Annotated in this window: 23 protein-coding genes and 1 tRNA gene; 14 read left to right on the top strand and 10 right to left on the bottom strand. The window is 67.5% G+C overall.

Annotated elements, in window-relative coordinates:
* Positions 1-67 precede the first annotated feature (67 nt).
* Positions 68-505 carry a c-type cytochrome gene (locus ACO2Q5_RS10525; protein WP_423290705.1) on the bottom strand — a complete coding sequence of 146 codons (438 nt, stop codon included), beginning with the start codon at positions 503-505 and terminating at the stop codon, positions 68-70.
* A gap of 142 nt (positions 506-647) precedes the next feature.
* On the opposite strand from ACO2Q5_RS10525, the gene rnr reads away from it, so the two are divergent.
* Positions 648-2,900, top strand: coding sequence for a ribonuclease R (rnr, locus tag ACO2Q5_RS10520; RefSeq protein WP_423290703.1), 2,253 nt, complete (start codon positions 648-650; stop codon positions 2,898-2,900).
* On the top strand, positions 2,897-4,132 hold the full coding sequence (locus ACO2Q5_RS10515; protein WP_423290701.1) for a lytic murein transglycosylase: 1,236 nt from the start codon (positions 2,897-2,899) through the stop codon (positions 4,130-4,132). The genes rnr and ACO2Q5_RS10515 overlap by 4 nt, the downstream gene beginning before the upstream one ends.
* Before the next feature lie 164 nt (positions 4,133-4,296).
* Here the strand turns inward: ACO2Q5_RS10515 and ACO2Q5_RS10510 are convergent, their stop codons facing one another.
* A complete protein-coding gene (locus tag ACO2Q5_RS10510; RefSeq protein ID WP_423290699.1) occupies positions 4,297-4,722 on the bottom strand; it encodes a GNAT family N-acetyltransferase in 426 nt (141 codons plus the stop codon).
* Entirely contained in the window at positions 4,719-5,870 is a 1,152-nt protein-coding gene (dapE, locus tag ACO2Q5_RS10505; RefSeq protein ID WP_423290697.1) for a succinyl-diaminopimelate desuccinylase, read from the bottom strand. Before dapE ends, ACO2Q5_RS10510 begins: the two co-directional genes overlap by 4 nt.
* Positions 5,871-6,054: 184 nt before the next feature.
* Between dapE and ACO2Q5_RS10500 the strand changes: the two genes are divergently transcribed.
* Positions 6,055-7,080, top strand: coding sequence for a Hint domain-containing protein (locus tag ACO2Q5_RS10500; RefSeq protein ID WP_423290695.1), 1,026 nt, complete (start codon positions 6,055-6,057; stop codon positions 7,078-7,080).
* A 108-nt stretch (positions 7,081-7,188) separates the two neighbouring features.
* Here ACO2Q5_RS10500 and ACO2Q5_RS10495 read toward each other — a convergent pair whose 3' ends face one another.
* The 3 genes from ACO2Q5_RS10495 to dapD form a co-directional block, all read right to left on the bottom strand.
* Positions 7,189-7,563, bottom strand: a complete 375-nt coding sequence (locus ACO2Q5_RS10495; protein WP_423290693.1) for a hypothetical protein — start codon at positions 7,561-7,563, stop codon at positions 7,189-7,191.
* Between the two features lie 46 nt (positions 7,564-7,609).
* Positions 7,610-8,287 (bottom strand): DUF421 domain-containing protein, encoded by a 678-nt coding sequence (locus ACO2Q5_RS10490; RefSeq protein WP_423290691.1) that lies wholly within the window; start codon positions 8,285-8,287, stop codon positions 7,610-7,612.
* A 200-nt stretch (positions 8,288-8,487) separates the two neighbouring features.
* The gene (gene dapD, locus ACO2Q5_RS10485; protein WP_423290689.1) at positions 8,488-9,312 is read right to left on the bottom strand and encodes a 2,3,4,5-tetrahydropyridine-2,6-dicarboxylate N-succinyltransferase; all 825 of its coding nucleotides are present in this window, start codon (positions 9,310-9,312) and stop codon (positions 8,488-8,490) included.
* An 84-nt stretch (positions 9,313-9,396) separates the two neighbouring features.
* Here dapD and ACO2Q5_RS10480 point away from each other — a divergent pair, with 84 nt between their 5' ends.
* From ACO2Q5_RS10480 to ACO2Q5_RS10450, 7 genes are all read left to right on the top strand, one after another.
* Positions 9,397-10,221, top strand: a complete 825-nt coding sequence (locus ACO2Q5_RS10480; RefSeq protein WP_423290687.1) for a TIGR00730 family Rossman fold protein — start codon at positions 9,397-9,399, stop codon at positions 10,219-10,221.
* Between the two features lie 75 nt (positions 10,222-10,296).
* Positions 10,297-10,761, top strand: coding sequence for a GFA family protein (locus ACO2Q5_RS10475; RefSeq protein WP_423290685.1), 465 nt, complete (start codon positions 10,297-10,299; stop codon positions 10,759-10,761).
* A 78-nt stretch (positions 10,762-10,839) separates the two neighbouring features.
* Positions 10,840-11,916 carry a zinc-binding metallopeptidase family protein gene (locus ACO2Q5_RS10470; RefSeq protein WP_423290683.1) on the top strand — a complete coding sequence of 359 codons (1,077 nt, stop codon included), beginning with the start codon at positions 10,840-10,842 and terminating at the stop codon, positions 11,914-11,916.
* 105 nt (positions 11,917-12,021) lie between these two features.
* On the top strand, positions 12,022-12,792 hold the full coding sequence (gene modA / locus ACO2Q5_RS10465) for a molybdate ABC transporter substrate-binding protein (protein WP_423290681.1): 771 nt from the start codon (positions 12,022-12,024) through the stop codon (positions 12,790-12,792).
* Between the two features lie 14 nt (positions 12,793-12,806).
* Positions 12,807-13,523: a molybdate ABC transporter permease subunit gene (gene modB / locus ACO2Q5_RS10460; protein WP_423290679.1), complete on the top strand. Its 717-nt coding sequence runs from the start codon at positions 12,807-12,809 to the stop codon at positions 13,521-13,523.
* Entirely contained in the window at positions 13,520-14,599 is a 1,080-nt protein-coding gene (modC, locus tag ACO2Q5_RS10455) for a molybdenum ABC transporter ATP-binding protein (RefSeq protein WP_423290677.1), read from the top strand. Before modB ends, modC begins: the two co-directional genes overlap by 4 nt.
* 119 nt (positions 14,600-14,718) lie before the next feature.
* On the top strand, positions 14,719-15,126 hold the full coding sequence (locus ACO2Q5_RS10450) for a c-type cytochrome (protein ID WP_423290675.1): 408 nt from the start codon (positions 14,719-14,721) through the stop codon (positions 15,124-15,126).
* Between the two features lie 52 nt (positions 15,127-15,178).
* Here ACO2Q5_RS10450 and purU read toward each other — a convergent pair whose 3' ends face one another.
* The 3 genes from purU to ACO2Q5_RS10435 all read right to left on the bottom strand — a co-directional run bounded on the left by purU (position 15,179) and on the right by ACO2Q5_RS10435 (position 17,766).
* Entirely contained in the window at positions 15,179-16,063 is an 885-nt protein-coding gene (purU, locus tag ACO2Q5_RS10445; RefSeq protein ID WP_423290673.1) for a formyltetrahydrofolate deformylase, read from the bottom strand.
* A gap of 323 nt (positions 16,064-16,386) precedes the next feature.
* Complete coding sequence (locus tag ACO2Q5_RS10440) at positions 16,387-17,037, bottom strand: GntR family transcriptional regulator (protein ID WP_423290671.1); 651 nt, start codon at positions 17,035-17,037, stop codon at positions 16,387-16,389.
* Between the two features lie 42 nt (positions 17,038-17,079).
* Positions 17,080-17,766, bottom strand: a complete 687-nt coding sequence (locus ACO2Q5_RS10435) for a M48 family metallopeptidase (protein ID WP_423290669.1) — start codon at positions 17,764-17,766, stop codon at positions 17,080-17,082.
* Positions 17,767-17,983: 217 nt separating this feature from the next.
* Between ACO2Q5_RS10435 and ACO2Q5_RS10430 the strand changes: the two genes are divergently transcribed.
* The gene (locus ACO2Q5_RS10430; RefSeq protein ID WP_423290667.1) at positions 17,984-18,316 is read left to right on the top strand and encodes a TIGR02300 family protein; all 333 of its coding nucleotides are present in this window, start codon (positions 17,984-17,986) and stop codon (positions 18,314-18,316) included.
* A 99-nt stretch (positions 18,317-18,415) separates the two neighbouring features.
* Positions 18,416-18,491 (top strand) — tRNA-Ala (locus tag ACO2Q5_RS10425).
* A gap of 165 nt (positions 18,492-18,656) precedes the next feature.
* On the opposite strand, the gene ACO2Q5_RS10420 is transcribed toward ACO2Q5_RS10425, so the two are convergent.
* Positions 18,657-19,787 (bottom strand): S-(hydroxymethyl)glutathione dehydrogenase/class III alcohol dehydrogenase, encoded by a 1,131-nt coding sequence (locus tag ACO2Q5_RS10420; protein WP_423290665.1) that lies wholly within the window; start codon positions 19,785-19,787, stop codon positions 18,657-18,659.
* A 169-nt stretch (positions 19,788-19,956) separates the two neighbouring features.
* Here ACO2Q5_RS10420 and ACO2Q5_RS10415 point away from each other — a divergent pair, with 169 nt between their 5' ends.
* Together ACO2Q5_RS10415 and ACO2Q5_RS10410 are read left to right on the top strand one after the other, a co-directional pair.
* Positions 19,957-20,640, top strand: a complete 684-nt coding sequence (locus tag ACO2Q5_RS10415) for an HAD family hydrolase (RefSeq protein WP_423290663.1) — start codon at positions 19,957-19,959, stop codon at positions 20,638-20,640.
* Positions 20,634-21,593 carry a sugar-binding transcriptional regulator gene (locus tag ACO2Q5_RS10410; protein WP_423291103.1) on the top strand — a complete coding sequence of 320 codons (960 nt, stop codon included), beginning with the start codon at positions 20,634-20,636 and terminating at the stop codon, positions 21,591-21,593. Before ACO2Q5_RS10415 ends, ACO2Q5_RS10410 begins: the two co-directional genes overlap by 7 nt.
* Positions 21,594-21,655 lie beyond the last annotated feature (62 nt).

Here is a 21,655-nt window from a genome sequence, read left to right as displayed (position 1 = left end):
CCAAAGAGAAAGGCCCCGGGTCATGCCCGGGGCCTTCCGCCGCACACCTGACGGCCTTGTGCGGAAATTACATGCGGAAATCGGTGTGGCAATCCTTGCAGGCCCCGCCGATGCCGCCCATTCCGGCCTTGATCCCGTCCACCGAGGACACGTCGACCGCCTCGGCCGCGGTCTTCAGCGCAGCCGCATCGGCCAGGAACTCATCCCAGTTGGTCCAGACATCGGGCTTGGCTTCCGAAGCCGGATCCGTGGCGCCCTGGGTTTCGAAAGCCGTGGGAATGTTGCCTGCGGCCGCGACAAGGGCCGCCTTTGCCGCTTCGGCCGCGGCGGCGTCAAACGCCACCTTGCCACCCGCCATGTCGCCCAGAACCTTGGTCTGCGCCGCAATGGTCTGCATCGTTTCGGCCCGGGCCTTGGCCTCGGGTTCGGTCCGTTCGCCCTTGGCAAAGGCAACCCCGGCAACGGCAACGATGGCTCCGGCAAGGACGATTCTGGCAAAATTCATGATCTGGCTCCGATGGCTGGACATTCCGGTCACTGTAAGCACGGCACGGCAAGGGTCCGTTTCACGGTTGCGTGAGCGCCGGATATCCGCCGGGGGTTTATCCTTGCTTTCCGGGCCGCGCGCGCCGTGCTAGCCATGGGCCATGACCCCGCTCCCCTCCAAAGACCAGATCCGCCAGTGGATCAGCGAAAATCCCGGCCTGTCGTCCAAACGCGATCTGGCCAAGGCCTTTGGCCTGAAAGGCGACCAGCGTGCCGAGCTGAAGCGCCTTCTGCGCGAGATGGAGGCCGAGGGCGATCTGGAAAAGCGCGCCCGCCGGTTCCAGCCCAAGGGCGAACTGCCGCCGGTGGCGCTGCTGAAAGTGCTTCCGCCCGATCCGGCGGGCGACCTCTACGCCGAGCCGATGGAAGAGGGCGTGGACAAGGACGCGGGCCGCATCCTGATCATACCGAAAAAGGGCGATCCCGCGCTGGCCGGGGGTGACCGCATTCTGGCCCGGCTGGCCAAGGTGGACCTTGACGATTACGTCTGGGAGGCGCGGCTGATCCGCCGGATCGGCAGCAATCCCCTGAAGGTGCTGGGCGTCTTCCGCAAGGGATCCGAAGGCGGCCGCATCGTCCCCATCGACAAGGGGCAGGACAAGGAATGGCGCGTCGGCGCCGACAATGACATGGGCGCCCGCGATGGCGAACTGGTCGAGGGCGAGGCGGTGGGCAACCGCCGTCTGGGCCTGCCGCAGGCCAAGATCGTGGCCCGTCTGGGCGACCCCGCCGGTCCCCGCGCGGTCAGCCTGATCGCCATCCACCAGCACGGCATCCCCGACCAGTTCCCCGACAAGGCCATGGAAGAGGCGGAGAATGCGCCGCCTTTCAGCATGGACCACCGCGAGGATCTGCGCGATCTGATGCTGGTCACCATCGACCCCGCCGATGCGCGCGACCGCGACGATGCGGTTCTGGCCATGGCGGATACCGAAGCGGGCAATCCCGGCGGCCATGTCCTTTGGGTGGCCATCGCCGATGTCGCCGCCTATGTCCGCCCCGGCAGCGCTCTGGACCGCGAGGCGCGGCGGCGCGGCAATTCCACCTATTTCCCCGACCGGGTGGTGCCGATGCTGCCCGATGTGCTGTCGGGCGATCTGTGTTCTCTGCACGAACATGTGGACCGGCCGTGTCTGGCCGTCCGCATGCGGATCAGCGCGGACGGCGCGAAGATCGGCCATCGTTTCGTGCGCGGCGTGATGCGGTCCAAGGGCAGTCTGGAATACACGCAGGTGCAGCGCGCGGTGGACGGCGACCCGGATGCCGGCACGGCGCCCCTCCTCGACCCGGTGCTCCGCCCGCTTTACGCCGCCTATGACGCGCTGAAGCGCGCCCGCACCCTGCGTCAGCCGCTGGAGCTGGACCTGCCCGAACGGCAAATCGTCCTGTCGGACGAAGGCAAGGTGCTGTCCGTCGCCTTCAAGGACCGGGTGGATGCCCACAAGCTGATCGAGGAATTCATGGTGCTGGCCAATGTGGCCGCCGCCGAGGAACTGGTCCGGCTGAAGCAGCCCCTTCTGTTCCGCGTGCATGAAGAGCCCAGCCCCGACAAGCTGGACGCCCTGCGCGAAGTGGCTGAGGCTTCGGGCTTTACCTTGGCCAAGGGGCAGGTGCTGAAGACCAGCCACCTGAACAACCTGCTGAAACAGTCGCAGGGGACCGAGTTCGATGAGCTTCTGAACATCTCGACCCTGCGGTCGATGACGCAGGCCTATTACAATCCGCAGAATTTCGGGCATTTCGGGCTGGCCCTGCGCAACTATGCGCATTTCACCTCGCCCATCCGGCGCTATTCCGACCTGATCGTTCACCGCGCGCTGATCCGCGGTCATGGCTGGGGCCCCGATGGCCTGTCCGAATTCGACATCGAAAATCTGGATGAGACGGCCAAGCTGATCTCGGACGCCGAACGGCGCAGCATGGCGGCGGAACGGGAAACCGTGGACCGCTACCTTGCCGCCTATCTGTCGGACCGGGTGGGCGCCACCTTCACCGGCCGCATCTCGGGCGTGCAGCGCTTCGGCCTGTTCGTGAAACTGGACGAAACCGGCGCCGACGGGCTGGTCCCGATCCGCGAGGTGGGGCGCGAATTCTTCCATTTCGACGCCGACAGCCAGACGCTGATGGGCGCCGACACCGGGCTGACCATCGGCATCGGGCAAAAGGTCACCGTCCGCCTGTCTGAGGCCGTGCCGGTCACCGGCGGGCTGATCCTTGAGCTTCTGGAGATCGACGGCGGCGCCCTGCCCCCCGGCCGCCGTGGCAAGGGCGGCAAGGCCCCGCGGCGCATGGCAGGCCGGGCCGATGCAACCCGCGCCGCCGCCAAGCGCCGCGTGGTGCGGAAGCGAAAATGAAGGGGCTGGCCCTTGCGCTGATGCTGGCCGCCGCGCCCGCCGCAGCGCAGACCATCGAAGAAGCAGAGGGCAGCACCATGGCGGAACCCCGGGCAGAGGTCACCGAAGCGGGTTTCCGCGACTGGATCGCGGCCTTCCGCGCCACCGCGCTGGAAGCGGGCGTTCCAGGGGCGGAGTATGACCGGCAGATGCGCACAGCCGCGCTTTTGCCCGATGTGGTCCGCCGCGACCGCAACCAGAACGAATTCACCAAGACGATCTGGGATTACCTCGACATCGCCGTGTCAGACGAGCGGGTTGCGATGGGACAGAAGGCGTTGGCCCGCCATGCCGCGCTGTTCGATCGGCTGGAGGCAGAATACGGCGTCGAGAAAGAGGTGATCGCCGCCGTCTGGGGGCTGGAATCCGGCTTCGGCACCTTCCGCGGCAATACCGATACGCTCAGCGCGCTGGCGACTTTGGCCTATGACGGCCGCCGCGCGGCGTTTTTCGAGGCTCAGCTGGTGCAGGCGCTGAAGATCCTGTCCGAAGGCCATGTCAGCCGCAAAGACATGCAGGGCAGCTGGGCCGGGGCCATGGGCCACACGCAGTTCATGCCAACGAGCTGGGCTGAATTCGCGGTGGATGCCGATGGCGACGGGCGCCGCAACCTCTGGGGCGACGATCCGGCGGACGCGCTGGCCTCGACTGCGAATTACCTACGCCACTGGGGCTGGACCCGCGGCCAGAAATGGGGGCTGGAGGTGCGGCTACCCGAAGGCTTTGACTATGACCAGACCAGCGAACGGGTGAAGAAACCTGTGGCAGACTGGCGCGCCCTCGGCGTCGTTCCCGCCGCCGGGGGCACCCTGCCCGACGGGCCGGAGGCTTCGGTCCTGCTGCCCGCGGGGGCGACCGGCCCGGCCTTCCTGATCTTCCCGAATTTCCAGGTGATCGAGAAATACAATCTGGCCGACGCCTATGTCATCGGCATCGGCCATCTGGCCGACCGGCTGGCCGGCGGCCCCGCCTTCGCCGCGGACTGGCCCCGCCACTGGCGCGCGCTGACGCTGGACGAACGCAAGGAACTGCAACAAAGGCTGACCGACGCGGGCTACCTCGCCCCCGGCGGGGTGGACGGGCGGATCGGCCCCAAAACGGTGGCGGCAGTCAAGGCCTGGCAGAAGGCGCGTGGCCTGACGTCCGACGGTTATGCCAGCCCGGATGTTCTGGCCGGATTGCGGGGCGGCTGATCGCGCAGGGGGCGCTGCCCCCGTCAGCCGTTCCGGCTGACTCCCCCGGGATATTTGGGCAAACTGGAATGGCCTTTCCACTTTGTCCAAATATCCAAAAATCACGGAGGCGGTTGGCGCGGCACGCGCCAGAGCCGACATAAAAGGCGTGCCGCGCCAGCGGCTCAATTTTGCAACGGCAGCACCATGTCACGATGGGGAATGCCTGCATCCAGGTATTCGGGGCCGAAGGCGGTGAAGCCCAGCCGTTCGTAGAAGCCGAGCGCATGGGTCTGGGCGCCCAGCTTGACGCATGTGATCCCCGGGCAGGCGCGGAACTCTGCCACGGCGGCGCGGATCAGGGCGGCACCAAGGCCGGTGCCGCGGGCCATGGGCAGGACGCAGACACGGCCGATCTTGCCCGTATCGCCCACCTGCAACAGCCGCGCGGTGCCGGCGGGCGCCCCGTCCACAAAGGCCAGCAGATGGGTCGCACTGTCGTCCAGCCCGTCCACCTCATCGGCCTCGCTGACACCCTGTTCCTCGATGAAAACGGTGCGGCGCAGCGCCAGACACAGGGGCAGTTCGGCGGGCACGGCGCGGCGGATCATGCGAAATAATCCCGCAGGATCCGGGCGTAGACCGCTTTCAGCTGATGAATCTGCGCCACCTCCACCCGTTCGTCCACCTGATGCATGGTCTTGCCCACCAGCCCGAATTCCACCACCGGGCAGTGATCCTTGACGAAGCGCGCATCCGAAGTGCCGCCGGAGGTGGAGTATTCCGGCACGACCCCGGTTTCCGCCTGCACCGCCGCCCGCACAAGGGCCGAGAAACTGCCCGGCGGGGTCAGAAAGCTTTCGCCCGAGACCTTGATCGCCGGCTCGATCCGCACGCCGGTTTCCGCCGCCACCGCCGCGGCATGGGTCTGAAGCCAGTCCGTGAGGCTGGCGCCGCTGTGCAGGTCGTTGAAGCGGATGTTCACCGTGGCGGTGCCGCGGGCGGGGATCACATTGGTGGCCGGGTTGCCGCAGTCGATGGTGGTGATGGCCAGCGTCGAGGCGTCGAAATGATCGGTGCCCTGATCCAGCGGCGCCTCTTCCAGCCGGGCCAGCAGACGAACCAGCGCCGTCATCGGGTTCTTTGCCCGATGCGGATAGGCAGAATGGCCCTGCACCCCGGTGGCCGTAAACCGGCAGGTCAGGCTGCCGCGGCGACCGATCTTCATCATCTGGCCCATGGTTTCGGGGCAGGTCGGTTCGCCCACAAGGCAATGGGTCATCCGCTCACCCTGCCCGGCCATCCAGTCCAGAAGCGCCACGGTGCCGTCCTGCGCCACATCCTCCTCATCACCGGTGATGGCCAGGATCACGGCCCCGTCCGGCGGGGTGTCGCGGACGAAATCCACCGCGGCGGCGGCAAAGGCCGCCACGCCGGATTTCATATCGGTCGCGCCGCGGCCATACATCCAGCCGTCGCGGATTTCCGCGCCGAACGGGTCCGCCGTCCAGGCCGACAGGTCCCCCACCGGCACCACATCGGTATGGCCGTTGAAGCCGAAGCTGCGGTTCGCGCCGCGCTTGCCCCAGCGGGCGAAAAGGTTCGCAATCCCGCCGCGGTCCACCCGGTGGCATTCGAAGCCCGCGCCCTCCAGCAGGTCCTGCAACAGGACCAGCGCGCCGCCTTCGGCCGGGGTGACCGAGGCGCAGCGGATCAGGCGGGCGGTCAGATCGACCGGGTCGACGGGAGAGGCGGGCATGGGCGGTCCTTTCTGTTGGAAAAAGGGATAGGCCGCGGCCCCGGAAAGGGCAACAGCCGCGCAGATCGTGGCAAGGCCGCCACCCTTTCGCCACATTCCGGCCGCAAGCTGCGGGCGAAGAGCTGACAGCCGGGCCGCAACACCCTTAGGCTGCAAGAAAAAGACGGACCGTGAGGCAGGGCGGATGAGCGGGCAGAGCATGGCCATGGTGGGCAAGGACGGGGCGGAAACGGCCGGATGGCTGTTCCTGTCCGATGTATTGCGCGCACCACCCCGGGCCGAAGGGCGGCTGCACCGCGGTTTGCTGGTCATGGAACTGGCCTGGCCCCTCGCCTCGGATGTGCTGCTGGACTGGCAGGATGACGCGGGTCGCGCGCTGTCGCTGTTCCATGACGGCGGGCGGGGCCTGATCCTCCTCTGGCGCGAGGGCGCCCGGCTGACACGCCATCTCCTGCCCGGCCCCCTCTGGGCCGAGGGGCGGCTGGCGCGGCTGCATCTGGGCTGGGATCTGGCGCATGATCTCTGGACGCTGCGGCTGGACGACGGGACAGAGCGGGTGATCGCCTCGACCTGCGGCACGGCGCCGGCCGGGTTCCCTCTGGCCGCCCTGGCCGCGCTCTGTGCCGGTCAGGGGGTGGCGCGGCGCGATCCTTCGGTCCTGTGGTTCGGGGTTACCGCAGGCGACAGGCCACCGCGCCGGCGGCCATGGATCGGCCGGGCCACCCCGGTGCCTACGCCCGCAGGTGATGTGCCCGCGGCGCTGCTGAAACCCGGCGAATGGGTGCTGACGCGCGATGCCGGACCGCTGCGGCTGCAGGCCGTACATCACCTGCGGATGCCCGGTCGCGGCAGCCATGCGCCGGTTGTGCTGCGCGCACCCTATTTCGCCCGCGGGCAGGATTTGCTGGTCTCCGCCGATCAGCCGGTGGCATTGTCCGGGGCCGAGGTGGAATATCTGTTCGATGAGGATGAGGTGCTGGTCGCCGCGGGCGCGCTGGCCGACGGGCGCAGCGCCCTGCCGGACAACCGCCGCGCCACAACCGCCTGCGTGTCGCTGGACCTTGGCGCCCCGCATCTGATCGACTGCGGCGGCTGCCTGCTGATGACCGCGCCCGGCCCGGCGCTGCCACCGCTGCGGCTCCTTATGGATTACGAGGCGCTGCCGCTGATGGATCTCTTGCGCCGCATGCGCCCGGCGGATGCCGCCTGAACACTCGCAGCCCGGCGCCGGGATCACCCAAGGGGCGGAGAACCCGCGTCAGAAACCGGGCCGCCAGGCTGGCTCCCGCTGCGGGCGGACCCAGGCCGTGCCCCCGCGCTAGTCGTAGAACGGCGACATCTGCGCCACCACGACCGAGTTTTCCGCCAAGGCCCGTTCCATCAGCGCCTCTTCGGTGGCGTCGATCTCCTCGCCTGCCTTGCGCCGTTCCTCCAGCGTGCCAAGGCCCTGAACCTCCAGCGGTGCCAGATCGGCATCCTTCAGCAGCGCCACCGTCTCGCGCACCGCCTCGGCCTCGTCCACGCCACTGGCATAGCACATCAGCGCCGCGCCCGTGGCCTTGTCCGGCAGTCCGTCGCCCGCCTTGCGCCCGACCTCGACGATCAGGGTGAACACCCGCTGCGGGCGCTTTTCCTTCTTCGGGCGGTCCGCCGCACCGTCTTCGGGCGGGATGTCGTCGCTGTCATCGGCCATGGCGCTCTCCTGTCGCTGCCAGCCTTGCCAGTGACGGGCCGCGGTTTCAACCCGGCACAGTGACCGGCGCAGTCCAGCCGCTGCCGCCGCAGTCCGGGCAGGCGGGCGCAGGCCGCGGCTGAACCCGGCCGCAGCAGGTGCAGCAGGCGCCGTCACTGCCGGGCGGCGGCAGCGCGGCCACCTCCACCGGCGGCACGATGGGCAGACCGGGCCGCGGCGGATCAGCCGGAAAGACCGACAAGCCGCCCGAAGGCTCCAGCCAGGCCGCCCGGACGGTGCCCAGATTTTCGACACCCTTCATCCGCAGCATTTCCATCAGCTCCAGCGCGCCCATCTGCCGCGCGCCGATCCTGTCATGCAGGATGCGCCCCTCCGCCACCACCTGCACCGGATTGCCGTCGATCAGGGTCTTCGCCCGGCTCCAGCGGCGGATCGCAATATCCACCGCCTTGTCCAGACAGACGATGGCCAGAATGACCAGCATCGCATGCAGCAGCGGCACCTCGGGATAGAAGAGCGCATCCCCCACCGCCGAGCCGAGCGCGATGACCAGCAGAAACTCGACGATGGACAGCTGCGAAATCGACCGCCCGCCGATCCAGCGCAACAGCGCCGCGGTCCAGAGCCAGATCACCACGACCCGGAACAGGATCTCCAGCAGGAACAATGGCGGCGCATCGCCCAGAAGCATGCGCTGCCAGTCGAAAGGGACGATGTCCTGCATGGGGTTCTCCGATGGGGCGGAGAAGAACGCACGACAGGGCGAAGGGTTGCAGGCGCCCGCAGAAAAGGGCCGGTGGCCGGGTGGCCCCGGGCCTGCCCCGGCGACCTTTATCTTGGCCAAAATATCCTGCGGGGGGTGCGGGGGGCGCAAAGCCCCCCGTCGGGCGCGGCAGGGCGCGCCGTCCAATCAGCCTCGCGCGATCAGTCGCGCAGCAGCTCGTTGATCGAGGTTTTGGACCGGGTCTGCGCATCAACCTTCTTCACGATCACCGCGCAGTAAAGGTTCACGCCCCCCTTCGAGGGCAGCGAGCCTGCCACCACGACCGAACCCGCGGGAACCTCGCCATAGGTCACCTCACCGGTGTCTCGGTCCAGGATCTTGGTCGATTTGCCGATGAACACGCCCATCCCAAGGACCGAGCCTTCGCGGATGATGCAGCCTTCCACCACCTCGGACCGGGCCCCGATAAAGCAGTTGTCCTCGATGATGGTCGGGCCTGCCTGCATCGGCTCCAGCACGCCGCCGATGCCCACGCCGCCCGACAGGTGCACGTTCTTGCCGATCTGCGCGCAAGACCCCACCGTCGCCCAGGTGTCCACCATGCTGCCCGAATCGACATAGGCGCCCAGATTCACGAAGGACGGCATCAGCACCACGCCCGGCGCGATATAGGCCGACCGGCGGACGATGCAGTTCGGCACCGCGCGGAAGCCCGCGGCCTTCCACTCGCCCTCGCCCCAGCCGGCGAATTTGCTGTCCACCTTGTCCCACCAGCCGCCGCCCTGCGGGCCGCCGCTGTGCATCTCCATATCCTTCAGGCGGAAGCCCAGCAGGACCGCCTTCTTGGCCCATTGGTTCACATGCCAGTCAGCGCCGCGCTTTTCGGCCACGCGCAGGGTGCCCTTGTCCAGTGCCTCCAGCGTGGTCTCGATCGCCTCGCGCGCCTCGCCCGTGGTGGCGGGGGTAATGGTATCGCGGGCGTCCCAGGCGGCTTCGATGGCAGTTTCCAGCGCGGCGTTAGACATGGGCAAATCCTTCGGACGGGTTTCGTTCGGCTCCGTTGGGCTATAAGCCGGGAGAGAGGGTCACGCAATGCGGGAGGACAGACGATGAAAGACGAACCGCGCAGCCATCCGTTCCGCGACAGCACGCAGGATGCCGAAGCGGCCCGCCGCACGCCCGACACGGTGCAGACCCGCGCGCCCGCCTATCGCCTTGCCTTCACCGACCGCGATTTCCTGATGCGCGAGGAGCTGCGCCCCGTCCGCCTGCAGCTGGAGCTGCTGAAGCCACAGATGGTGATGGACGAACGCGGGATCGAGACGACCGTGGTGATGTTCGGCGGCGCGCGGATTCCGGCCTCGGACAAGGTCGAGACGGCAAAGACGCCGATGCTGGCCGATCTGTCGCGCTATTATGACGAGGCGCGCCGCTTCGCCTGTCAGGTGACCGAGCGCAGTCTGGAAACCTATGGCCGCAAATGGGTGGTGGTGACCGGCGGCGGGCCGGGCGTGATGGAGGCCGGAAACCGCGGCGCCGCCGATGCGGGCGGGCAGTCCATCGGGCTGAACATCGTCCTGCCGCATGAACAGGCGCCGAACGAATATGTGACGCCGGACCTCTGCTTCAACTTCCACTACTTTGCCATCCGCAAGATGCATTTCCTGATGCGGGCCGCGGCGGTCTGCGTCTTTCCGGGCGGCTTCGGCACGCTGGACGAGATGTTCGAGAGCCTGACCCTGATCCAGACCGGACGGATGAAACGGGTGCCCTTTCTCCTCTTCGGGCGCGACTGGTGGGAAAAAGTGGTCAACTGGCCCATGCTGGCCGAGGCCGGGGTGATCAGCCCCGAAGACCTGTCGCTGTTCCGCATGGTCGAGACCGCGGATGAGGCGCTGGAGGCCATCGACCGCTGGCCGCCCGTCGGATGCTGAGCGGCGGCTGAGGCGCCCGGTTGCCGGGCCGGGTGCGCGGGCCTATCCTGCCCCCGAACCCAAAGGGAGACCGGCATGACCGAAGCCTTTGCCCCCCGCACCGGCACCTGCCGCTGCGGTGCCACCGAACTGACCGTGACGGCGCCGCCCTTCATGACCGCGGCCTGCCATTGCGACGGCTGCCGGAAAATGGCGGCCTCGGCCTTTTCGCTGACGGCCATGGTGCCCGCCGCGGCCTTTCGCGTCAGCCGCGGGCAGACGGTGCGCGGCGGGGCAAAAGGCCCGCAGCTGGAGCACAACTTCTGCCCCGACTGCCTGACATGGATGTTCACCCGCATTGTGGGGATGGAGGATTTCCTGAACATCCGCCCAACGATGTTCGATGAGCCGTCATGGTGTGACCCGTTCATCGAGACGATGACCGCGGAAAGGCTGTCCTGGGCCACCACGCCCGCCCGCCACAGCTTTACAGGATTTCCACCTGCCGCAGATTATCCTGCCCTGATGGCGGCATTCGCGGCAGCCCGGGCCCACGCCTGAATCTTTGGGAAGGCGGGAACCCAAAGGGTCCGGTCTGGTTTCCGTGTGTCCGCGGCGTGGTCCGCGACAGGAGTGATGATGAAACTGTTTCAATGCCAGTGCTGCGGTCAGGTGCTGCACTTCGAAAACACCACCTGCCTGCGCTGCGGGCGCAGCTTGGGCTATCTGCCGGGCGATGACCGCATGGCCGCGGTGGAACCGGACGGCCCGCAATGGCAGGTGGCCGCGCCCGATGGCGGCCCTGCGGAGGACAGCCGCTGGCGGTTCTGCCGCAACTGGGAGCTTTCGGCCTGCAACTGGATGGTGCCCGCCGACGGGCATGAGGGCGAATTCTGCGCTGCCTGCCGTCACAACCGCACCGTGCCGGACCTGTCGGACCCGGTGGCCCATGCCCGCTGGCAAAAGATCGAGGTGGCCAAGCGCCGCCTGATCTACACCCTGCGCCATATGGGCCTGCCCCTGCCGGTGCCGGGCGGCGACCATCCCGAGCCGCTGGTCTTCGATTTTCTGGCCGATATGCCCGGCAGCGCCGAAAGAGTGCTGACCGGCCATGCCGATGGCGTGGTGACCATCTCGCTGACCGAAGCCGACGATGCCACGCGGGAAAAGATGCGGTCTGACATGGGAGAGGCCTACCGCACCCTGCTCGGCCATTTCCGGCATGAGGTCGGCCATTACTACTGGGATCTGCTGGTCCGGGATGGGGGGGCACTTCAGGACTTCCGCGCGATGTTCGGCGACGAAACCGCCGATTACGGCGCCGCCCTGCAACGCCATTACGAACTGGGCGCCCCGCCCGGATGGGAGGCGAACCACGTCTCCGCCTATGCCACCATGCACCCATGGGAGGACTGGGCCGAGACCTGGGCGCATTATCTGCACATGATGGACACGCTGGAAACCGCGGCCTCGCTTGGGATGAAGGTTCATCCCGAGGTGGATGATGACGGCGAACTGACTGCGGCGGTGGATTTCAACCCCTGGACCACCCGGCGGGTGGAGCGGCTGCTGTCGGCATGGCTGCCGCTGACCGTGGCGCTGAACGCCATGAACCGCTCCATGGGGCAGCAGGATCTCTATCCCTTTGCCCTGCCAGACCCGGTGCGGGCGAAACTGGGCTTCGTGCATGGTCTGGTGGTGGCCGCACGCCGATAGCGGGTGCTTCGTCAGGTCCGGGCGATATGTTCGGACGAAAATAAGGCTTGCGGGATGCGCGATCCCGGCGGATATGTTCAAACGGACATATCGAAAGGATCTGCCATGCCCGCCCTTCGCCCTGCCCTGCTGGCCGCTGTCGTCAGCCTGCCCGTCCTTGGCCCGGTGACAGCCCATGCCGATGAGGTGGTGGTCTTCGCCGCCGCGTCGATGAAGAATGCGCTGGATGCCGTGGCGGCCGATTTCACCGCGGTGACAGGCCATACCGTCACGATCTCCTATGCGGGATCGAACGCGCTGGCCAAGCAGATCATCGAAGGAGCCCCGGCCGATATTTTCGTCTCGGCCGCGGTCAACTGGATGGATGAGGTCGAAAAGGCCGGGCTGGTCGCGGACGGCCAGCGCGAGGATCTGCTGGGCAACAAACTGGTGCTGATCGCCCATGGCGCCGGGGCCGCCCCGGTGGAGATCGGGCCGGGCTTCGATCTGGCAGGCCTGCTGGGGCAGGAAAAGCTGGCCATGGCGCTGGTCGATTCGGTGCCCGCGGGGCAATATGGCAAGGCCGCGCTGGAAAACCTGGGCGTCTGGTCCGCGGTGGAATCCTCGGTCGCGCAATCCGACAATGTGCGGGCGGCGCTGGCGCTTGTCTCCACCGGAGAGGCACCCTATGGCATCGTCTATGCCACCGATGCCGCGGCGGATCCGAATGTCAGCGTGGTGGGCACCTTCCCGGCGGACAGCTATCCCGCCATCGTCTATCCGGCCGCAGTGCTGACCGGCGCCGCGGATGAGGCTGACATTGCGTTCTACAAGGCATTGTCGGGCGATGCCGCAGATGCGATCTTTGCCGCCGAAGGCTTTTCGATCCTGAACTGAGCGAGCAAGGCCCGGTGCTATTGCCCGACTGGCTGTCAACGGACTGGCTGTCCCCTGAAGAATGGCGCGCGGTAGCCCTGTCGCTGCGCGTTTCATTCTGGGCTGTGCTTTGCAGCCTGCCCCTTGGCCTTTTTGTGGCCTATGCGCTGGCAAGGTGGCGTTTCCCGGGGCGGCAGCTTCTGAACGGGCTGGTGCACCTGCCGCTGATCCTGCCGCCGGTGGTGACGGGCTACCTTCTTCTTCTGACTTTCGGGCGCAAGGGCTTTGTCGGCGCCTGGCTGGACCAGATCGGGGTGGTGCTGGCCTTTCGCTGGACCGGCGCCGCGCTGGCGGCGGCGGTGATGGCCTTTCCCCTGATGGTCCGTGCCATCCGTCTGGCGATCGAGGCGGTGGACCCGAAGCTGGAACAGGCGGCAGGCACTCTGGGCGCCCCCCGCGTCTGGGTCTTTGCCACGGTGACATTGCCGCTGATCCTGCCCGGTATCATCGCCGGCTCCATCCTCGCCTTCGCCAAGGCGATGGGGGAATTCGGGGCCACGATCACCTTCGTTTCGAACATTCCGGGCCAGACCCAGACACTGCCTTCGGCCATCTATGCGCTGCTTCAGGTCCCGGGAGGGGAGACGCAGGCCGGGCGGCTGGTCCTCATCTCGATCATCATCGCCATGGCGGCCCTTCTCCTTTCGGAATGGATCAGCCGGGCGGTGGCGCGGCGGATTGCTGGCCTATGACACTGTCCGTCGATCTCCAGCACCGGTTCCCGGGGCTTGACCTTGCGATCCGCTTCACCGCGCCTCCGGGGGTGACGGCGCTGTTCGGCCAGTCCGGCGCGGGCAAAACCACGGTCGTGAATGCGGTGGCGGGCCTGCTGCGCCCCGACCGCGGCCGGATCGAGGCGGGCGGCGCGGTGCTGCTGGACACCACCGCCGGCCTTTGCCTGCCGCCGCATCGCCGCCGCATCGGCTATGTCTTTCAGGATGCCCGGCTGTTCCCGCATCTGACCGTGCGGCAGAACCTGCTTTACGGCCGGTTCTTCGCGCCCCGTGGCGCGGCGGGGGCCGACCTGTCCCGCATCGTCGACCTGCTGGGCATCGGCCCGCTTCTGCCGCGCCGCCCCGGCGCGCTGTCGGGGGGCGAGAAGTCGCGCGTGGCGCTTGGCCGTGCGATCCTGTCCGCGCCGCGGCTTCTCCTGATGGACGAACCCCTTGCCGCGCTGGACGAGGCGCGCAAGGCCGAGATCCTGCCCTATCTGGAGCGTCTGCGGGATGAGGTGCAGCTGCCCATCCTCTATGTCAGCCATGCGCTGGCCGAGGTGGCGCGGCTGGCAACGACCACGGTTCTGCTCTCGGCAGGCCGCGTCATGGCTGCGGGACCCACGGCTGACATCCTGTCCGATACGTCCGCCGCCGCGCATCTGCCCCCGCGCGACGCCGGCGCGCTGCTGACGGCCCGCATCGCCGCGCAGGAAGATGACGGCCTCACCCGGCTGGACAGCGCCGCAGGGCCCCTGTGGCTGCCCCGGATCGACCGGCCCGCGGGCTCCCCCTTGCGGCTGCGGATCATGGCGCAGGATGTGATGCTGGCGCTGGCCGCGCCGCAGGGCATTTCGGCGCTGAACACCCTGCCCGCGGTGGTGGAGCGGATCGAGCCGCAGGACGAAAGCGCGGTTCTGGTCCGGCTGGCGCTGGCGGGGGGCGGGCATCTGCTGGCCCGCATCACCGCCCGCTCGGCCCGGGCCATGGCTCTGGCGCCCGGGGTTCAGGTGCAGGCGGTGCTGAAATCGGTCGCCGTGGCCCCGCCGGTCTGACCCCTGCGCCACTGCGGCCAAAGGCTGCACCTGATCCGGATCAAGGACAGCCCGCCCGCGCCGGCAGGATGTGGCGTCTTGCGTCCGCGAAACGGGCGCCGCAACCGATGAGGGAAGCCATGCGACTTTATCCCCTGATGGCCGCCGCCGCGCTGATCGCCGCGACCGGCCTGCCCGCGCTGGCGGGTGACGCCGAAAAGGGCGCCAAGGAATTCAACAAATGCAAATCCTGCCATGCAATCACCGATCCGGCCGGGAAAGAGGTCATCAAGGGCGGCAAGGTCGGCCCCGATCTCTGGGGCGTGATCGGCCGCCCGGCCGCCGCGGTCGACGGCTTCGCCTATGGCGAGGGGCTGAAGAAGGCCGCCGCGGCCGGGCTGGTCTGGGATGAGGCGCTGATCGCCGAATATGTGAAGGATCCGACCAAATTCATCGACACCCATGGTGGCGAGGGCAAGTCGAAGATGACCTTCAAATTGGCCAAAGGCGGCGAGGATGTGGCCGCCTGGCTGGCGACGATGAAATGAAAAAGGCCGCGCCCCTGCCTTGGGGGGCGCGGCCTCTCCACCCGTATCCCGGTCAGCCCATCCGTTCCGAGGCATAGGAGCCCGGAGTGGCCGGGAAAACCACCGTCTTGTTGCCGTTCAGGAACACCCGCCCGTTCACATGGGCGTGGATCGCGCGGCTCAGAACGCCCGCCTCCACATCGCGGCCCAGCGAGACGTAATCGTCGGGCGATTGCGCATGGGTGATCCGCACGATGTCCTGTTCGATGATCGGGCCTTCGTCCAGATCGGCCGTCACGTAATGGCTGGTCGCGCCGATCAGCTTCACGCCGCGTTCATAGGCCTGCTTGTAGGGATTCGCGCCCTTGAATGACGGCAGGAAGGAATGATGGATATTGATGATCCGCCCCGACATCTCGCGGCACATCTCATCGGACAGCACCTGCATGTAGCGCGCCAGCACGATCAGCTCGGCCCCGGTTTCACGCACGATGCGCATCTGCTCGGCCTCGGCCTGCGGCTTGTTCTCCTTCGTCACCTTGATGCAATGGAACGGAATGTCGTTGTTCACCACGACCTTCTGATAATCCATGTGGTTCGAGATGACCGCCACGATGTCGATCGGCAGCGCGCCGATCCGGCGGCGGTAGAGCAGGTCGTTCAGGCAATGGCCGAAACGGCTGACCATGACGATGACCTTGCGCTTGGCCGCTTCGTCAAAGAACTCCGTCTCCATGGCAAATTTCGCGGCCACCGGGGCAAAACCGTCGCGCAACGCATCCAGACTGCGCCCCTCTTCGCTGCGAAAGCTGACACGCATGAAGAACCGGCCGGTGTCGGTGTCGTCGAATTGTGCGCTGTCGGTGATGTTGCATCCCGCCTCGGCCAGATAGGAGGAAATGGCCGCGACGATGCCGCGGGTAGACGGGCAGGTGACGCGCAGGGCAAAGCGGGACATGGGCGCTCTTTCGCTTCTGGTGGGCAACGGGGGCGGGGATTCCGCAGCGGCAAATTGACCGCAAGCCCCCCGTTCGCCAAGGGCCGAATCCGACATGCGGCGCCGGAATGACGCCATGGATGCCGATTTTCGCCCTCCGCGCGCGCCTGCCGCCCCGCCATGCAAGGGCCGCTGGCCCTTCGCCCATCGGGCAGGGTCGCAGGCGCCCGCTTTGCCGAGGCGGCACCCCCGCACATCCCGCTCATCTGTTCATAAATATCCCGCGGGAGGTCCGGAGGGCGCGAGGCCCTCCGGGGGCACGGCAAAGCGCACCCCCACTATCCCTATCCCGCCAGATGCCGCAAACCTTGCGTCACATCGGTGCGCACCGCCAGCCGCAGCCCCGGCTCATCCCCGGCCTTCAGCGCGGCAAGGATCATCCGGTGATAGGGCGGCGCCTCCTTCCGCCGCAGCCGGGCGTAAAGCGCGCGCATCGTCGGCCCCAGCTGAAGCCAGACGGTTTCACAGATCGCCAGCATCGCCGGGGCCTGCGCCCGCAGATAAAGGGTGCGGTGAAATTCCAGATTGGTGCGGACATAGGCCACGGCATCCTGCCGCTGCACCGCCTCGGCATTCAGGGTGTTGATCGCGGCCAGCCGTTCGATCAGGGCGAAATGCGCCCGCGGCAGTGCCCGCGCGGCCATCTCCGGCTCGATCAATGCGCGGATCGCCGCCAGCTCCTCGATCCGTTCGGGCGTCAGCTCAGGCGTCGAGACCCGACCCGAGGAGGACAGGGTCAGCGCCCCCTCGGCCACCAGCCGCCGCACTGCCTCGCGCGCGGGGGTCATCGACACGCCGAACTGCTTGCCCAGCCCCCGCAGCGTCAGCGCCTGTCCGGGCGACAGCTCGCCATGCATGACCTGCTGGCGCAGGGTGCGGTACAGCCGTTCATGCGCGGCGGCATTGGGATCGGGCGGGCGCGGCGTGATCTGCATGGGGCGAGGGAACACGGCGGCAGGGTGCCGGTCAATCCCCCCTCACGCCCCGAAACGGAAGCGGTGCAGCGACTGTCCCTCGTCCCGCAGCCATTGCCGATGCGCGCGCCAGTCGGGGCAGATCCGTTCCACCACCGCCCAGAAGGCCGCGGAATGGTTCATCTCTACCAGATGGGCCACCTCATGCGCGGCGACATAGTCCAGCACGGCGGGCGGCGCCATGATCAGCCGCCACGAATACATCAGCGCCCCGTCCGGCGCGCAGGAGCCCCAGCGCGACCGCGTGTCCCGCAGCGTCAGCCGGGTGTAGCGCCGCCCGACCTGTGCGGCGTAGCGGGCCGAGGCGCGGTCCAGCCGGTCCCGTGCCAGCACCTTCAGGAAGGCAGCGATGCGCGCGGCGGGGGCGCTGCCGGGCACCAGCAGAAGATCCCCGTCCACCTTTACGCTGCGCCCGGATCCGGGCGTGACCGTCAGCGCCCGCCCCTCGACCGGGATCACCGCGCCGAACTCCAACCCGGCAGGCGCGGTTTCCGGCATGCCCTCCAGCGTGCGGCGCAGCCAGTCCTCCTGCCGTTCCAGAAATGCCATGGCCTCGCTTTCCCGGGCACGCGCAGGCAGCGTCAGCGTGACCCGCCCGTCCAGCCGCGACACCCGCAGCGAGAATCGCCGCGCCCGGGCCGAGCGGCGCAGATGCACCTGAACCGGCGGCGTGCCGGGAAGAACCGTCATTCCTGCCCCCTTCGGCGCGGATGTTTCCTGCGCAAAGCCTTCGGTTTTCCCCGGGAAAGGTCCCGGCGTCCCCCTTGACTCCCGCCCCCGGCGCAGCCATCTGCGCAGGGCTGCGAAAGGCTTTGACAGCCAGCCGCAGCTATGGCAAGGGGCAGCGTTCCGCGGCCCCGCCATAGGCCCGCCGCACTTCACGATCCCGATTACGAGGGGACTATCCATGCCCGAAGCAGAATGGGGCACCAAGCGCCTCTGCCCCACGACCGGCAAGCGTTTCTACGACCTGAACCGCACGCCCGTCGTCAGCCCCTATACCGGCGAAGTGGTGGATATCGAATCCGCCCGCCGCAAGATGGCCGCCGCCGTGATCTCGCGCGTGCTGCCTGAAAAGGACGATCCGCTGGTCGACGATCTGGAAGGCGATGACGACCTGCTGGAATCGGCCGCCTCGGACGATGCCGAGCTGGACGATGATCTGCTGGAAGACGATGCCGACGACAACGTGTCGCTGGACGATCTGGCCGATGTTCCCGGCGACGAGGAAGACGTCTGACAAACTTCGGCGCGGGGCCGCATTTTTCCTCTTGCACCCCCCCGCGCCGCATTCTAGATAGCCCGCATCGCAGACGAAGACAGACTGCGGTACCTCGGTGGGGTCATAGCTCAGATGGGAGAGCGCTTGAATGGCATTCAAGAGGTCGGGAGTTCGATCCTCCCTGGCTCCACCAATTTACACTTCCTAAGTGTTTGAAAACAGGTCGCTTCGGCGGCCTTTTTCATTTTCGGCGCAGCGATTTCATTGTCATCATGGCGGTGCCGGATGGCCGTTCCGCCATGGGGTGCAGCGCGGGACAGGGCCAGCGCCGCGCCGGATCAGGGGCAAAGGGCGGCGATCAATAGACCACCACCGCGCGGATCGACTTGCCCTCATGCATCAGGTCGAAGCCCTTGTTGATGTCTTCCAGCTTCAGCGTGTGGGTGATCATGGAATCGATCTCGATCTTGCCCTGCATGTACCAGTCGACGATCTGCGGCACATCGGTCCGGCCACGCGCCCCGCCAAAGGCCGTGCCTTTCCAGACCCGCCCGGTGACCAGCTGGAACGGCCGGGTTTCGATCACCGCACCCGCAGGCGCCACGCCGATGATGATCGACTGGCCCCAGCCGCGGTGCGTGCATTCCAGCGCGTCCCGCATGACCTTCACATTGCCGGTGCAGTCGAACGAGTAATCCGCGCCGCCGATCTTGTCGAAGGGGGTCTTGGTCAGATCGACGATGTGCTGAACGACGGAACCTTCAATCTCTTTCGGATTGACGAAATGCGTCATCCCGAACTTCTCGCCCCATTCCTTCTTGTCGTTGTTCAGGTCCACGCCGATGATCATGTCGGCCCCGGCCATCTTCAGGCCCTGAATCACGTTCAGCCCGATGCCGCCCAGACCGAAGACCACCGCCTTGGCGCCGATCTCGACCTTGGCGGTGTTCAGCACCGCACCGATGCCGGTAGTCACGCCGCAGCCGATGTAGCAGATCTTGTCGAAGGGCGCCTCGGGGTCCACCTTGGCCAGCGCGATTTCCGGCAGAACCGTGTGGTTCGCAAAGGTCGAGCAGCCCATGTAGTGATAGATCGGCGTGCCATCCAGCATGCTGAAACGGGTGGTACCGTCGGGCATCAGGCCCTGCCCCTGGGTCGCGCGGATCGCGGTGCAGAGGTTGGTTTTGCGCGACAGGCACGACGGGCATTCCCGGCATTCCGGGGTGTACAGCGGGATGACGTGATCGCCCGGCTTCAGGGTGGTGACGCCCTCCCCCACCTCAATCACAACGCCTGCGCCTTCATGGCCAAGGATCGAGGGGAAAATCCCCTCCGGATCGGCGCCCGACAGGGTGAATTCGTCGGTGTGGCAGATGCCGGTGGCCTTGATCTCGACCAGAACCTCGCCCCGTTTCGGGCCTTCAAGGTTCACTTCCATGATTTCAAGGGGCTTGCCGGCAGCAACTGCAACGGCGGCGCGGGTGCGCATGGGTCAACTCCTTCTTGCGTCGGCGGCAAGGCCGCGGTCCTGCCTATCATGGCACTGACCGCCCCGTCCCCGCAACCGCGCCGCTTTACCCTTGGACTGCGACGGCCGGGAAACGGTTTTCACATCCGTCTTGCGCAAACCCACCCGGATGCGGCCTAGTGGCGCCATCATGGCCGACCTTCCGATCCCCGATCTCCTCATCCTTGACTGCGACGGCGTGCTGATCGACAGCGAGATCATCAGCGCCCGCATGCTGGTGGATGAACTGGCCCGTCTGGGCGTGGCGATCGACCTGCCCTATGTGGCGCGGCACTTTCTGGGCCGCAGCTATCCGACCGTGATGGCGACAATCCGGCGGGAATTCGGGCTGGACCTGCCGCCCGAGTTCGAGGCGCGCTACCGCGACCGCCTGCTGGAAGCGTTCGAGCGGGACCTGCGGATCATGCCCGGCGTGGCCGCCATGCTGGAGGCGCTGGCCCTGCCCGTCTGCGTGGCCACCTCCTCCTCGCCCCGGCGGGTGGAGATGTCGCTGCGGCTGGTCGGGCTGTGGGACCGTCTGGGACAGGTTACCTTCACCGCCAGTCAGGTCGCCCGCGGCAAACCCGCGCCGGACCTGTTCCTGTTCGCGGCCGCGCAGATGGGGGCCGATCCCGCCCGCTGTCTGGTGATCGAGGACAGCCTGACCGGCATCCGCGCCGCGCTGGCCGCGGGCATGCGGGTCTGGCGTTTCACCGGCGGCAGCCATATGGGACCGGAGACGCCCGACGAGCCGGACGACGCGCGCCCCGAACGGCGCTTTGCCGCCTTTGCCGATTTCTACACCCTCGCCCCGGAATTCAGGAGGGCATCATGAGCCGCAGCGACACCGACCCCACCCCGCAGGATGACGCCGCCCGCGCGGGCTGGCTGTATTACGTGGGCGGCATGACGCAGGACCAGATCGCCACCGAACTGGGCATCAGCCGCCAGCGGGCGCAGCGCCTTGTCAGCCGCGCCATGGCCGAGGGGCTGATCCATGTCCGGCTGAACCACCGGATCGGCGCCTGTCTGGATCTGGAAACCGCCCTGCGCGACAGGTTCGGCCTGAACCGCTGCCGGGTCATGCCCTCGCTGGGGCCGGGGGCCGATCCGGTCGTCGCCATCTCCGGCGCCGCCGCGGCCGAGCTGGAGCGGGTGCTGCGCCAGCCTGAACCCCGGGTGATCGCGCTTGGCACCGGGCGGGCGCTGCGCGGGATGGTGGATGCGCTGACGCCGATGGAGGCGGAACAGCACCGCATCGTCTCGCTGATCGGGAATATCGCGCCGGACGGACAGGCGAGTTTCTTTGATGTGGTCATGCGCATCGCCGACAAGGTGCGCGCGCCGCATTACCCGATGCCGGTCCCCGTGATCAGCCCGACCCCCGAAGAGACCGCGGCCTTTCACGCCTTGCCGCCGGTGGCGCGGGTGGTGGATCTGGCACGGCGAGCGGATGTGATCTTTGTCGGCGTGGGCCAGATGTCCGAGGATGCCCCCCTGCTGAAAGACGGCTTCGTCACCCGGTCGGAACTGGCCGAGATGCGGGCCGCGGGGGCGGCGGGCGAAGTGGCGGGCTGGGTCTTCGATTCGGAGGGGAATTATCTGGACGTGGGCACCAACCGCCGCACCGGCGGGGTCCGCGTGACACCCGGACTTGACCGGCCCTCCTATGGCATTGCCGCAGGTGCAAGCAAGGTGCCCGCCCTGTTCGGTGCGCTGAAATCGCGCATCATCAACAAGTTGATCACCGACGAGCTGACAGCCACAGCCCTACTCGCGCATCGCTGACCCTCTCTCACCTTCGCAATTGCGGCGGAAGAGGGGGCTTGACGGATCACGGCTATGTGTGA

The organism is Neotabrizicola sp. VNH66 (assembly GCF_049445895.1).
Classification (GTDB): domain Bacteria; phylum Pseudomonadota; class Alphaproteobacteria; order Rhodobacterales; family Rhodobacteraceae; genus Pseudogemmobacter.
This window is presented reverse-complemented; position numbering and strand designations above follow the sequence as displayed.